Annotated in this window: 14 protein-coding genes; 10 read left to right on the top strand and 4 right to left on the bottom strand. The window is 74.1% G+C overall.

Translation table 11 applies throughout. From position 1 onward, the window contains the following. The 8 genes from OJ962_RS26120 to OJ962_RS26085 form a co-directional block, all read left to right on the top strand. A partial coding sequence (locus OJ962_RS26120; protein ID WP_270006706.1) for a D-glycero-alpha-D-manno-heptose-1,7-bisphosphate 7-phosphatase occupies positions 1–796 on the top strand: 796 nt, incomplete at its 5' end. Beyond that, positions 793–1,779 carry a glycosyltransferase family 9 protein gene (locus OJ962_RS26115; RefSeq protein ID WP_202957688.1) on the top strand — a complete coding sequence of 329 codons (987 nt, stop codon included), beginning with the start codon at positions 793–795 and terminating at the stop codon, positions 1,777–1,779. The genes OJ962_RS26120 and OJ962_RS26115, both read left to right, overlap by 4 nt. Beyond that, complete coding sequence (locus OJ962_RS26110) at positions 1,776–2,666, top strand: glycosyltransferase (protein ID WP_202957689.1); 891 nt, start codon at positions 1,776–1,778, stop codon at positions 2,664–2,666. Before OJ962_RS26115 ends, OJ962_RS26110 begins: the two co-directional genes overlap by 4 nt. Continuing rightward, positions 2,663–3,868, top strand: a complete 1,206-nt coding sequence (locus OJ962_RS26105) for a glycosyltransferase (RefSeq protein ID WP_202957690.1) — start codon at positions 2,663–2,665, stop codon at positions 3,866–3,868. The genes OJ962_RS26110 and OJ962_RS26105 overlap by 4 nt, the downstream gene beginning before the upstream one ends. Further along, positions 3,865–4,452 carry a D-sedoheptulose-7-phosphate isomerase gene (locus OJ962_RS26100; protein ID WP_202957691.1) on the top strand — a complete coding sequence of 196 codons (588 nt, stop codon included), beginning with the start codon at positions 3,865–3,867 and terminating at the stop codon, positions 4,450–4,452. Before OJ962_RS26105 ends, OJ962_RS26100 begins: the two co-directional genes overlap by 4 nt. Next, on the top strand, positions 4,449–5,750 hold the full coding sequence (gene rfaE2, locus OJ962_RS26095; protein ID WP_202957692.1) for a D-glycero-beta-D-manno-heptose 1-phosphate adenylyltransferase: 1,302 nt from the start codon (positions 4,449–4,451) through the stop codon (positions 5,748–5,750). The genes OJ962_RS26100 and rfaE2 overlap by 4 nt, the downstream gene beginning before the upstream one ends. Further along, the gene (locus OJ962_RS26090; protein WP_202957693.1) at positions 5,740–6,429 is read left to right on the top strand and encodes an SDR family oxidoreductase; all 690 of its coding nucleotides are present in this window, start codon (positions 5,740–5,742) and stop codon (positions 6,427–6,429) included. Before rfaE2 ends, OJ962_RS26090 begins: the two co-directional genes overlap by 11 nt. Then, a complete protein-coding gene (locus OJ962_RS26085; RefSeq protein WP_202957694.1) occupies positions 6,420–7,298 on the top strand; it encodes a glycosyltransferase family 9 protein in 879 nt (292 codons plus the stop codon). Before OJ962_RS26090 ends, OJ962_RS26085 begins: the two co-directional genes overlap by 10 nt. Here the strand turns inward: OJ962_RS26085 and OJ962_RS26080 are convergent. Both OJ962_RS26080 and OJ962_RS26075 read right to left on the bottom strand, forming a co-directional pair. Beyond that, on the bottom strand, positions 7,265–7,666 hold the full coding sequence (locus OJ962_RS26080; RefSeq protein ID WP_202957695.1) for a helix-turn-helix domain-containing protein: 402 nt from the start codon (positions 7,664–7,666) through the stop codon (positions 7,265–7,267). The two genes, OJ962_RS26085 and OJ962_RS26080, sit on opposite strands and share 34 nt — an antisense overlap. A 35-nt stretch (positions 7,667–7,701) precedes the next feature. Then, positions 7,702–8,082: an ATP-binding protein gene (locus OJ962_RS26075; protein ID WP_202957696.1), complete on the bottom strand. Its 381-nt coding sequence runs from the start codon at positions 8,080–8,082 to the stop codon at positions 7,702–7,704. Between the two features lie 66 nt (positions 8,083–8,148). Between OJ962_RS26075 and OJ962_RS26070 the strand changes: the two genes are divergently transcribed. Next, positions 8,149–8,310, top strand: coding sequence for a hypothetical protein (locus tag OJ962_RS26070; RefSeq protein WP_202957697.1), 162 nt, complete (start codon positions 8,149–8,151; stop codon positions 8,308–8,310). On the opposite strand, the gene OJ962_RS26065 is transcribed toward OJ962_RS26070, so the two are convergent. Next, positions 8,307–10,094 (bottom strand): SpoIIE family protein phosphatase, encoded by a 1,788-nt coding sequence (locus tag OJ962_RS26065; RefSeq protein WP_202957698.1) that lies wholly within the window; start codon positions 10,092–10,094, stop codon positions 8,307–8,309. The genes OJ962_RS26070 and OJ962_RS26065 overlap by 4 nt on opposite strands. Positions 10,095–10,119: 25 nt before the next feature. Beyond that, the gene (locus OJ962_RS26060) at positions 10,120–11,031 is read right to left on the bottom strand and encodes a Crp/Fnr family transcriptional regulator (RefSeq protein WP_270006705.1); all 912 of its coding nucleotides are present in this window, start codon (positions 11,029–11,031) and stop codon (positions 10,120–10,122) included. A gap of 143 nt (positions 11,032–11,174) precedes the next feature. Here OJ962_RS26060 and OJ962_RS26055 point away from each other — a divergent pair, with 143 nt between their 5' ends. Further along, positions 11,175–12,236 carry a sigma-70 family RNA polymerase sigma factor gene (locus OJ962_RS26055; RefSeq protein WP_202957700.1) on the top strand — a complete coding sequence of 354 codons (1,062 nt, stop codon included), beginning with the start codon at positions 11,175–11,177 and terminating at the stop codon, positions 12,234–12,236. Positions 12,237–12,275: the final 39 nt, after the last annotated feature.

Below are 12,275 nucleotides of genomic sequence, written 5' to 3'. Positions count from 1 at the left end.
CGCCGCCGCGGCGGTGGCCGCCGCGCCCGCGCGTCGCGCCGCCGCGCCGGCCCGCCTCCTCGCCGGCGGCCTCGGCGCCGCTTGGCTGGCGGGCACGGCCGAGCTGGCGTGGGCACGGATCGAGCCCGGTCCGCGCACGCCGCGCGAGGTCGCGACCATGACGTGGACGAGCGCGACGATGCCGTTCTTCGCCGTCGGCTGGTGGCTGCGCGGGCTGCTCGGGCCCACGCCGGACGGCGCTCCGCCGCGGCCGCGCCCGAAGGCCGTGCTGTTCGATCGCGACGACACGCTGATCATCGACGTGCCGTACAACGGCGACCCGGACAAGGTCGTCCCGGTGCCCGGCGCGCTCGAGGCGCTCGAGCGGCTGCGCGCCGCCGGGGTGGGCGTCGGGGTCGTCTCCAACCAGAGCGGGATCGCCCGCGGCCTGTTGACCCCGGCCGACGTGCTCGCCGTACACGAGCGCATGGAGGCGCTGCTCGGCCCGCTCGGGCCGCTCGAGTTCTGCCCGCACGGCCCGGACGACGGGTGCGCGTGCCGCAAGCCGAAGCCCGCGCTGATCGAGCGAGCCGCGGCTCGGCTGGGCGTCGATCCCAGCGAGTGCGCGTTCATCGGCGACATCGGCTCCGACGTCGGCGCCGCGCTGGCCGCGGGCGCCCGGCCGATCCTCGTGCCGACCGCCCGCACGCGCTCGAAGGAGATCGACGCCGCGCCCGAGTGCGCCAAGGACCTGGCCGACGCGCTCGACCTCCTCGGCTTCGCCCCCATCGAGCAACGGGTTGCGGTGGCGGCGTGAAGCACGTGCTCGCCACCCGGCTCGACAACGACGGCGACGTCCTGCTCGCCGGGCCGGCCCTGCGCGCGCTCGCGGCGGGCGCCGACCGCGTCACGCTGCTGTGCGGCCCGCGCGGACGCCAGGCGGCGCATCTGCTACCGGGCGTCGACGAGGTGATCGTCTGGCGCGCGCCGTGGATCGATCCGGACGGGCACCCGGTCGAGCGCGAGGACGTGGACGCGCTCGTCGCGCGGATCGCCGCGTTGAACGTCGACCGCGCCCTGATCTTCGGCTCCTTCCACCAGAGCCCGCTGCCGACGGCGCTGCTGCTGCGGCTGGCCGGCGTGCCGTGGATCGGCGCGACCTCGGTCGACTTCCCCGGCTCGCTGCTCGACCTGCGCCACCTGATCGACGACGACGTCCACGAGGTCGAGCGCTCGCTGGACCTCGTCCGCGCCGCGGGGTTCACGCCACCCGCCGACGACCGCTTGCAGGTGATCCGCGAGCCGTACGAGCTCGAGCCGGGCTACGTGGTCGTCCACCCGGGCGCGTCGGTGCCGGTGCGGGCCTGGTCGCCCCAGCGCAACCGCGAGCTGGTCGCGCTGCTCGACCGCCCGGTGGTGGTCACCGGCGGACCGAACGAGACCGAGCTCACCGCGTACGTCGCGGGCGAGCGCGGCCTCGACCTCGGTGGCCGGACGAGCCTGGCCGAGCTGGCGAGCGTGATCGAGCAGGCGGACGCGATCGTCGTCGGCAACACGGGCCCCGCGCACCTCGCGGCGGCCGTCCAGACGCCGGTCGTCTCGCTGTTCGCCCCGACCGTCCCGGCCGTCCGCTGGCGGCCGTGGAAGGTCCCCCACGAGCTTCTGTACATCGACGTCCCGTGCGCCGGATGCCGCGCCCGCACCTGCCCGGTGCCGGGCCACCCGTGCCTGGAGGGCGTGACCCCCGAGACGGTCGCGGACGCCGTCGACCGACTCGCCCGGAAGGCGGTACCCGCATGAGGATCCTGCTCTGGCACGTGCACGGCGCGTGGACGACGTCGTTCGTTCACGGCGGCCACGAGTACGTCGTGCCCGTCACGCCCGACCGCGGCCCGGACGGCGTCGGCATCGCGCGCACCTACAGCTGGCCGGACACGGTCACCGAGGTCCCGCTGGACCAGATCGCCGACGAGGACTTCGACGTCATCGTCTACCAGCGCCCGCACGAGCTCGAGCTGCGCCCGCCCCGCGGCGAGCAGCTGATCTACGTCGAGCACAACGCGCCGCAGGGCCGCATCAACGAGCTCCGGCACCCGATGGCCGACCGTGACGACCTGCTGCTCGTCCACGTCACGCACTTCAACGAGCTGTTCTGGGACGCGGGCGGCACCGAGACGCGCGTGATCGAGCACGGCATCCTCGATCCCGGCCCGCTGTACACGGGCGAGCTGGCGCGCGCGGCGGTCGTCATCAACGAGGCGCAGCGCCGGGCGCGCGTGACGGGCACCGACCTGCTGCCCCGCTTTGAGCCGTACGACCTGTTCGGCATCGGCGCGATCGACCTCCCGCACGCGGAGCTGCACCGCGAGATGGCCCGCCGCAGGGTCTACGTGCACCCGATCCGCTGGACGTCGCTCGGGCTCTCGCTGCTGGAGGCGATGCACCTGGCGATGCCGGTCGTCGTGCTCGGCACGACCGAGGCCTTCGAGGCCGTGCCGCAGGCGGCGGGCGCCGTCTCGACCCGGGTCGACGTGCTGGAGGCGACGCTGCAGCGGCTGCTCGCCGACCCGGACGAAGCGCGCGAGCGGGGCCTGATCGCCCGCGACGCGGCGCTCGCCCGCTACGGACTTCAACGCTTCCTCGCCGACTGGGACGAGGTGCTGACGGCTGTGGAGGTGGCCCCATGAGAATCGCGATGGTCAGCGAGCACGCGAGCCCGCTGGCGGTGCTCGGCGGCGTCGACGCCGGCGGGCAGAACGTGCACGTCGCGGCGCTCGCGACGGCGCTCGCCCGGCTCGGCGACGAGGTCGTCGTGCATACGCGGCGCGACGATCCGTCGCTCCCGCGGCGGGTCGCGCTCGCCCCGAGCGTGGAGGTCGACCACGTCGACGCCGGCCCGCCCACCGAGGTCCCGAAGGACGAGCTGCTGCAGTACATGGGCGCGTTCGCGGACGAGCTGCGCGAGCAGTGGCTGGCCGAGCCGCCGGACGTCGTGCACGCGCACTTCTGGATGTCGGCCGTGGCCGCGCTGGACGCGGCCGAGGGCCTCGGCATCCCGGTGGTGCACACGTTCCACGCGCTGGGCACCGTCAAGCGCCGCCACCAGGGCGAGCGCGACACGAGCCCGTCGACCCGGATCGAGCACGAGACGCGGATCGCGCGCTCGGTCGACCGGATCGTCGCGACCTGCACCGACGAGGTGTTCGAGCTGCTGCGGCTGGGCGCCGACCGGCGCCGCATCAGCGTGGTGCCGTGCGGCGTGGACCTCGACCGCTTCGGCACCGACGGGCCGCGCGAGCGCAAGGCCGCGCCGCGCTTCGTCGCCGCCTGCCGGCTGGTCGAGCGCAAGGGGCTCGCGGACGCGATCACCGCGCTGGCCGACGTGCCGGGCGCGGAGCTGCACGTCGCCGGCGGGCCCGAGGCGAGCGCGCTGGAGGCGGACCCCGAGGCCCAGCGGCTGCGTGAGCTGGCCGAGCGGGTGGGCGTCGGCGACCGGCTCGTGCTGCGCGGCCGGGTCGGCCGCGACGAGATGCCGGCGCTGTTGCGCTCCGCCGACGCGGTCGTCTGCGTCCCCTGGTACGAGCCGTTCGGGATCGTGCCGCTGGAGGCGATGGCGTGCGGCGTGCCGGTCGTGGCCACCGCCGTCGGAGGGCAGATCGACAGCGTCGTGCACGGCGTGACGGGCGTGCACGTGCCGCCGCGTGAGCCGGCCGCGCTCGCCCGCGCGCTGCGTCAGCTGCTCGAGGACCCGCAGCGCCGCGACGAATACGGCGCGAACGGGGCCAAACGCGCGCGGCTGCGGTTCGGCTTCGACCGGATCGCGCGCTCCACGCGTGACGTCTACCTGTCGCTGGCCCCGAGCCGCGCGCGGCAGCGGGTGGTCCGATGAGCACGACCCGCTTCGTGCGCGAGCTGCCCGCGGGCCGCACGCACCTCGACCAGCTCGCGCGCCCGCTCGCCGCGCTCTACGACGAGACCGACCGGCTGGACCGGTGGGGCCGCGAGCTCGCCCGCGTGCTGGCGGGTGGCGGGCGGCTGCTGGCGATCGGCAACGGCGGCTCCGCTTGCCAGGCGCAGCACCTGACGGCGGAGATCGTCGGGCGCTACCGCGACGACCGGCCGCCGTTCGCGGCGTTGGCTCTGTGCGCCGAGACGAGCGCGCTGACCGCGATCGGCAACGACTACGGCATCGAGGAGCTGTTCGCCCGCCAGGTGCGCGGCCACGGCCGCGAGGGTGACGTGCTGCTCGCGCTGTCGACCTCCGGCCGCTCGCCGAACATCGTGAGCGCGGTCGAGGCGGGCAACGACGCCGGGCTCGTGACGTGGGCGCTGACCGGCCGGGGCCCGAACCCGACGGTCGACGTCGCTGACGACGCGGTGTGCATCGAGACCCCGCACACCGCGACCGTGCAGGAGCTGCACCTCGTCGCGATCCACTTGATCTGCGCCGCCTTCGACATGGAGATCGGATGACCCGGCTGATCGTGATCGGCGACGCGCTGCTCGATCGCGACCTGCACGGCCGCGCGGAGCGGCTCGCCCCGGACGCGCCCGTGCCGGTCGTCGACGCGATCGAGCCGTCCGCCCGCGCGGGCGGTGCTGCGCTGGCCGCGATGCTGGCGGCCCGCACGGGCGTCGAGGTGACGCTCGTGACAGCGTTGGGCCGCGACGCCGCGGGGGAGGAGCTGCGCTCCCTGCTGAAGGGCATCGACGTGATCGACCTCGGCCTGCACGGCGCCACGCCGGAGAAGATCCGCGTGCTGGCCGGCGGCCGCCCGGTCGTCCGCCTGGACCGCGGCGGCGAGTCCCGCGGCTGCGGCCCGCTCCCGGACGGCGCGCTCGACGGCGCGGACGCGATCCTCGTCTCCGACTACGGCCGCGGCGTCGCCGCCGAGCCGACGGTCCGCGCCGCGCTCAGCGGTGACGTCCCGGTGGTCTGGGACCCGCACCCGAAGGGCCCCGAGCCCGTGCCGGGCTGCATCCTCGTCACCCCCAATGCGAAGGAAGCGACCGCCTCCGCCGGCCACAGTGACCCCGAGGACGCTGCCCGCACGCTGGTGGCACGGTGGCGCGCGGTCGCCGTCGCCGTGACCCGTGGGGAGCGGGGTGCGCTCATGGTCTCCGGCGACGGGCCGGCGCTCGCCGTACCCGTCACGCGCGTGTCGTCCGGCGATCCCTGCGGGGCCGGCGACGCGTTCGCCGCGACCGCCGCCTCGCGGATCGCGAGCGGCGCGCTGCCGTCCGAGGCCGTGCGGGAGGCGGTCGAGGCGGCGTCCGCGTTCGTCGCCGGCGAGGCCGAGCCCGCCTCGTACACCGGTGACGCGGTCGCGGTGGCCGAGCGCGTGCGCGCCGCCGGCGGGACGGTGGTCGCGACCGGCGGCTGCTTCGACCTGCTGCACGCCGGCCACGTGCGGATGCTCGAGCAGGCGCGGGCGCTCGGCGACTGCCTGATCGTGTGCCTGAACTCGGACGCGTCGGTCTCGCGCCTGAAGGGGCCGGACCGGCCGCTGGTCGAGCAGGACGACCGCGCCGCCGTGCTCAAGGGCCTCGGCTGCGTGGACGCCGTCGTCATCTTCGACGAGGACGATCCGCGCGAGGCCATCAAGACCATCAAGCCGCACGTCTGGGCCAAGGGCGGCGACTACGCGGTCGCCGAGCTGCCCGAGGCCCAGACGCTCGCCGAGTGGGGCGGGCGCGCGGTCATCGTTCCCTATGTCGCGGGTCGCTCCACGACCCGCTTGATCACGGAGGTGCTCGCGCGTGCGCGATGAAGTCGGAACCGTCCTTGTCACCGGTGGCTCGTCCGGCCTGGGCGCGGCGGTCGCCGCGGCCGTCGAGCAACAGGGCGGCAAGGCCATCGTGCTCGATCGCGTGCCGCCGCCGAACGGGTTTCAGTTCGAAGAAGTGGACTTGGCCAACCCGCGGGAAGCCGAGGCGGTCGTCAAGCGCGTCGCCGAGGAGGCGGGCGGGCTCGACGCCGTCGTCACCGCCGCCGGCACCGACGCGTGCGGCGACATGATGGACGTCGACGCCGACGACTGGGATCGCGTGATCCTCGTCAACCTGCTCGGTACGGCGGCGGTCGTCCGCGCCGCGATCCCGTTCCTGGAGCAATCACAGGGCCGGATCGTCACCGTCGCGTCGACGCTCGGCCTGCGCGCGCTGCCCGCCGCGACGGCCTACTGCGCGAGCAAGTTCGGCGTCGTCGGCTTCACCCGCGCGCTCGCGATCGAGATGGGCGACAAGGTCGGCGTGACCATGCTCATCCCCGGCGGCATGAAGACGCAGTTCTTCGACGGCCGCAAGGAGGAGTTCAAGCCCGGCCCGAACCAGCGGCTCAACGACCCGGCGGTGGTCGCCGAGTCGGTGCTGTTCGCACTGCGCCAGCCGCCCGGCGTCGAGCTGCGCGAGCTGCTCGTCACGCCGTCGGCTGAGCCCTCGTGGCCGTAGTCCTCATCTACAGAGCCCTCGGCCTCGGGGACTTTCTCACCGGCGTCCCCGCCTACCGGGCGCTGCGGCGCGCGTTTCCGGACCACCGGATCGTGCTCGCGGCGCCCCAGGCGCTCGCGCCTCTGGCCGAGCTCACCGGCGCGATCGACGAGGTGGTCGACACCGCGCCGCTCGGCCCCGCGCCGCCCGGCGCGGACATCGCGGTCAATCTGCATGGGCGCGGTCCGCAGAGCACCGCCCTCCTGCGCGCGAGCCATCCGAACCGCCTGATCGCGTTCGGGGACAGCTGGCGCGCGGACGAGCACGAGGTGCAGCGCTGGTGCCGCCTGCTGCGCGAGCACGGGATCGAAGCCGATCCCGGCGACCTGCGGCTGGACCCGCCCGCCGTGCCCAGCCCCGCGCCCGGCGCGACGGTCGTCCACCCGGGCGCGGCGAGCGAGGCACGCCGCTGGCCCGCCGACCGTTGGACGGAGGTGGCGCGGCGGCTCGACGACGTCGTGATCACCGGCGGGCCGGAAGAGCGGGCGCTGGCGGAGCGCGTCGCGCGCGGCGTGCCCGGCGCACGCGTGCTCGCCGGCGAGACGAACCTGCTCACGCTCGCCGCGACCGTCGCGCACGCCTCGCTCGTGCTGTGCGGCGACACCGGCGTCGCCCACCTCGCCACCGCGTTCGGCACGCCTTCGGTCGTGCTCTTCGGACCCACGCCGCCGGACGAGTGGGGTCCGCCCGCCGACCGGCCGCAGCACCGTGTCCTGTGGAGCGGCCGCACCGGCGATCCGCACGCGGCCACGCCGGACCCGGGCCTGCTCGAGATCTCCGTGGACGACGTCCTCGGCTACGTGCCGGCGAGCCAGTCGAGCAGCGCCTGACGGGAGAACCGCCACTGGCCGCCGATCTGGCGGCCGGGGAGGCCGCCCGCCTCCGCGAGCTCGCGCAGCGCGGCCTCGTCGACCGCCAGCAGCTCCGCGGCGCCCGCCGCGTCGAGGACCTCGGCCGGTGCCGCCGGCCGGAACTCCGCGTGGCCCACCACGGGCGCGTCGCCGCCCAGCTCCACGGTCACCCGCTTGGCCGTCGCGAGCTCGCGCAGCGCGTCGACGCCCGCGGGCGTCGACGGATCCACGTACCGGTCGACGAGGCCGCCGATCAGGTCCTTCTTGTGCGCCGGGACCGCCGCCGCGGCCCGGTCCAAGCGGCCGGCCTGCTCGGTCGTCAGCCGCACGTACAACGGAGAGGTCATATCGGATATCTAACCAAATATCCGATATCTGCGCGTCAGCTGCGGCGGTCTGGGCCGATCTCGAACCAGACGTGGGTGGAGCCCTCGCGGACGCCCCACTTCTCGGCCACCTGATCGACCAGGTGCAGGCCCCACCCGCCCTCGACCGTCGGCTCGACGCTCATCTCGACCTTCGCGCGCTCGCCGTCGCCCTGGTCGATGACCTCGCCCCGGACGATCCCGCCCTCCTCGATCGCCAGCGCGAGCGTGATCGGGCGCCGCGGGCCGAACTTGACGCTGTTGGTCACCAGCTCGGAGACGACCAGCTGCAGGTCCTCCAGCACGTCCGGCGAGAGAATCTGATCGAACACCTCGAGCGCCGCGCGGGCCTGAGCGGGCGCGTCCTCGGCGGGTGGGAACTGGAAGCTGAACTGCACGGGGAGGGACGAGCGTACGGGGCGCAGCGGGCATGCGACATCCCCGAATGGGGGTAGGAGGAGACAATGGAGACCACCGAATCCGACGTCGGCTACCCGGAGGAGCAGCCTCCCGAGGTCGATGATACGCCCGCTGAGGGCACGCCGCAGCGGGAGAAGACGGGCTCAGGCAGAAAACCTGACAACGACGATGGCAAGGCCACCGGCAACCCGAACAGCGCCGGCTAGCTCAGCTTGAGCACCAGCACCGCGAGGTCGTCTCGCGGTGCGGCCCGGTCGCCCAGCGCCCCGGCCACGAGGCTGTCGACCACACCGACCGGCCCGTTCATGGGCGCGCTGCGTACCGCGGCCAGCAGCTCCTCCTCGTCCCACGTGTGCAGCGGGGCCCGCGCCTCCGTGAGCCCGTCGGTGTAGAGCACGAGCGCGTCGCCGGGCCGCAGCTGCGTCGAGGTCTCGGGGAGCTCGAGGTCCGGGAGCAGGCCGAGCAGCGTCCCGGGCTCGCCGAACAGCTCCACGCGTCCGTCGCTGCGCCGCACCACCGGCAACGGATGGCCACCGCAGGCCACCGTCCCGACGCCGGCTGCCAGGTCGACGTGCACGCACGCGATCGTGCAGAAGCGCCCGCCCGTCCCGGCCTGCGCGCGCATCGCCTCGTCCACCCAGCGCAGGATCGCCGCGGGGGACCGCAGCCGCGCGGCGGCGCTGCGCAGCGTGTAGCGCGCGAGCGCGGTGAGCGCCGCGGCCTCGGCGCCCTTCCCGCACACGTCCCCGATGACGAGGAACCAGTGGCCGTCGCCGGTGGAGAACACGTCGTAGAAGTCGCCGCCGACCTCCAACCCTTGGCCGGCGGGGAGGTAGGCCGCGGCCAGCTGCGCGCCGGGGATCTCCGGCAGCACCGGCGGGAGCAGCGACGTCTGCAGCGCCCGCGCGATCTCCGAGGCCGCGCGGTACAGGCGCGCGTTCTCCACCGCGGCGCCGGCGCGCAGCGCGAAGTCCTCGACGACGAGCACGTCCTGCGCGTCGTAGGGCATGGCCCGCTCGACGGTGATCGCGCCGAGCACGCGCCCGCCGGTGAGCATCGGCACCACGACCCGCGTCGCCGCGAGCGCGGCCACCCCGGTCGCGAGCACCTCGAGCACGTCCGCCGGCGCGCTCTCGGCGTCGGCGAGCACGACCGAGCAGGTGTCGGCGAGCTCGGGAACGGCCATCTCGGCCACCGCGGTGAGCGTCAGCTCGTAGTCCAGGGACGCCGACGCCAGCCGGCGCGAGGCCTCCGCCAGGAACCGCTGCGCCTCCTCGCTGCGCTTGAGCTCGGTGATGTCCTCGATCACGTTGATGGCGAGCCGCACGCCGCCGTCCGGGTCGCGCACCGCGGTCGCCTTGATCCGCGCCCACTGGACGACCCCCGTGCGGCGGTCGACCGAGCGGATCGTGACGGGCTCCGGGTCCAGCCCGGACAGCGCGAGCCGCCCCGGCATCCGCGCCAGGTCGAGCGGATGCCCGGCCTCGTCGACCACGTCGTAGTCGCGCAGATACTCCTCGGTCGAGAACGCCGCGAGGTCGCTGCCGTGGGGGATGTCGTAGAGCCGCGTGGCCGCGCGGTTGGCGTACACGAGCTTGAAGTCCGGCGACTGGACGGTGACGGCGTCGGCGATGCCGTCGAGCATCACCTCGAGCTCGTCGGCCTGGACGGATGCGCGCCGGCGCCCCGTTTCGAGCTCGGTGACGTCCTCGAAGGAGAGCAGCGCGACCTGGCGCGAGCCGGCGAGGGTGACCATGGTCCCCGACACGAGCACGGTGCGCAGCCGCGCGCCCGTGTCCCAGTCGAACTGGACGTTGCTCAGGCTCTCGCCGCCCGCGACGCGCAGCGCGGGCTCGCGCGGGTACTCGCCGCCGGCCGCCGCGTTGACGTGCAGCACACGTCCGGTGACCGGCTCCAGCGCCACCAACGGCACGGGCATGACGTCGAGAAGCGGCTCGACATCGACGACGGCCGTGAGGGTGGGCTCCACTCGGCGCGGAGCCTACCGGCGGTGCTCAGGCGGCGTTGTCGGGCGGGTCAGAGCGACGACGGTCGAGCAGCTCGCGCAGCTCGCCCGGTTCCAGGGCGTCGCGGAGGCGGTCGATCGCGGTGACGACCTCCGGCTCCGGCGCCCGCTGCTCGCGTTCGAACCGGCGCGCGGGGCGCATCAGGTCCTGCGCGCGCGAGGCGGCCTGGCCGGCCGGCGCCGGCTTGCGCGCGAGCGACTCGGCGTCGGGCGGATCGCCGCGTAGCAGCCACGAGCCGTCGGGGCGGCGGATGAGCTCCTCACGCTCGGCGAGCTCGCTCAGCGCGGTGGAGACGGTGGGCCGACGCGCGCCCACCAGCTGGCCCAGAATGCGATGCGTGAGCGCAAGTGGCACGATGACGCCATCGCCCGACACTCGCCCCCAGCGCTCGGCCAGGTGCCAGAACAGTGCCTTCAGGCGCCGGTCGACCCGTGTCAGCTGGGAGATCGCCTGCGTGGTCGCCAGACGCAGGGAGCGCTCGGACAGGCGATCGAAGAGGGCGGCGGTGATCTCGGGGTAGCGCGTCATCTCCGCCGCGAAGCGGCGGTCGAGCACGGCGACCGTCAGCGGCGACAGCACCGTCCACACGGCGTCGACGGGCAGCAGCCCGGTCCGGCTGGTGGGCTGCCACGGGCGGACGAGGTCGCCGGGGCCGAGCAGCTCGGCGGAGACGTGGTCGGCGACGACCAGCTCACGCGAGAGGATGCCGTCGATGATCAGCAGGCCGACGTGGTCGGCGGTGGCTCCCGCGAGGCGGGAGACGTCCCAGGGACCCACGGGCAGCCGATGCGTGCGTACGACGAGCTCACGCTCCGCGTGGTCGCGCCGGCTGTCGTTGAGCAGTGCGCCAAGATCTGGATCGACATCCAGCAGACGAACCATGTCCGGGGTCCGGGTCAAGGTGGTGGGGCCTCCTCTCACGATCACGGGGTACCCCTAGACGTCGGATTCCAGACCTGGGTGGCGGAGCATGCACGACGGAGTTCACTCTAATTTCTGGCTGGTTTAGTGGAGGCGCAGAGCGGTGAGTCAAAGGGGCAGCCATGGCAACGGAGCGTGACGCCTACAGCACCGGGCCGATTGCGGCCCTCATCGACCGGGGCGAGGAGCGTGGGTGCGTCGACCTGAAGGAGGTCGACGAGCTCGCTCAAGCCCTGGAGCTCGAGGACGACGATCTCGGCGCCCTCTATGAGCAACTGCACGCGAAGCACATCGAGCTGCGCGACGACTGCACGCGCGAGGACGCACCCGAGGCGCCGATCGACGACGCCCACTTCGCGACGGTCACGACCGACACGCTGCAGCTCTTCCTGAACGAGATCGGCCGCCACCGGCTGCTGACGCCGTCCGAGGAGATCGACCTCGCCAAGCGCATCGAGCGCGGCGACCTCGGCGCCAAGGACCGCATGATCAACGCGAACCTGCGGCTGGTCGTCTCGATCGCGAAGAAGTACCAGGGCTCCGAGCTCACCCTGCTCGACCTGATCCAGGAGGGCATCCTGGGTCTGATCCGCGCCGTCGAGAAGTTCGACTGGCGCCGCGGCTATCGCTTCTCCACGTACGCGACGTGGTGGATCCGCCAGGCCGTCGAGCGCGGCATGGACGCGAAGGCCCGCACGATCAAGCTGCCGATCAACCTCGTGCGTACGCAGCGCAAGGTCGCGCGCGCGGAGAACGCGCTCGCCCTCAAGCTCGACCGCGCGCCCACGGACGAGGAGATCGCCAAGCACGCCGAGATCTCGCTCGAGGACCTGCTCGCGCTGCGCGACGCCGCCCGCACCGTCACCTCGCTGGACCGCCCCCTGGGCGAGGGCGAGGACGCCGCGTTCGGCGACCTGCTGCCGTCCGACGGGCCGGCGCCCGAGGACGTCGTCCACGTGTCCCTGCGCGAGGAGACGCTCAAGCGCGCGTTGCTCGAGCTGCCGGACCGTGAGCGGACCGTCGTGGCGCTGCGCTACGGGATCGACGGCGGCGAACCGACGCCGCTGCGCGAAATCGGCCGCCAGCTCGGGATCACGCCCGAGCGCGTGCGCCAGATCGAGTCCAAGGCGCTCGGCCGGCTCGGCCGCATGCGCGAGCTTGCGGCGCTGCGCCAGGCCGCGTAGCGCACGCCGCGCGAGGGCTCGATTTGTCAACCGGCGGTT

It is taken from the genome of Solirubrobacter deserti, assembly GCF_027587175.1.
GTDB lineage: Bacteria > Actinomycetota > Thermoleophilia > Solirubrobacterales > Solirubrobacteraceae > Solirubrobacter > Solirubrobacter deserti.
This window is presented reverse-complemented; position numbering and strand designations above follow the sequence as displayed.

What these genes read in the sequence shown, in the direction of transcription:
- OJ962_RS26055 (WP_202957700.1), top strand. Translation starts at nt 11,175, where the DNA reads ATGGCAACGGAGCGTGACGCCTACAGCACCGGGCCGATTGCGGCCCTC.
- OJ962_RS26110 (WP_202957689.1), top strand. Translation starts at nt 1,776, where the DNA reads ATGAGGATCCTGCTCTGGCACGTGCACGGCGCGTGGACGACGTCGTTC.
- OJ962_RS26080 (WP_202957695.1), bottom strand. Translation starts at nt 7,666, where the DNA reads ATGACCTCTCCGTTGTACGTGCGGCTGACGACCGAGCAGGCCGGCCGC.
- rfaE2 (WP_202957692.1), top strand. Translation starts at nt 4,449, where the DNA reads ATGACCCGGCTGATCGTGATCGGCGACGCGCTGCTCGATCGCGACCTG.
- OJ962_RS26070 (WP_202957697.1), top strand. Translation starts at nt 8,149, where the DNA reads ATGGAGACCACCGAATCCGACGTCGGCTACCCGGAGGAGCAGCCTCCC.
- OJ962_RS26100 (WP_202957691.1), top strand. Translation starts at nt 3,865, where the DNA reads ATGAGCACGACCCGCTTCGTGCGCGAGCTGCCCGCGGGCCGCACGCAC.
- OJ962_RS26105 (WP_202957690.1), top strand. Translation starts at nt 2,663, where the DNA reads ATGAGAATCGCGATGGTCAGCGAGCACGCGAGCCCGCTGGCGGTGCTC.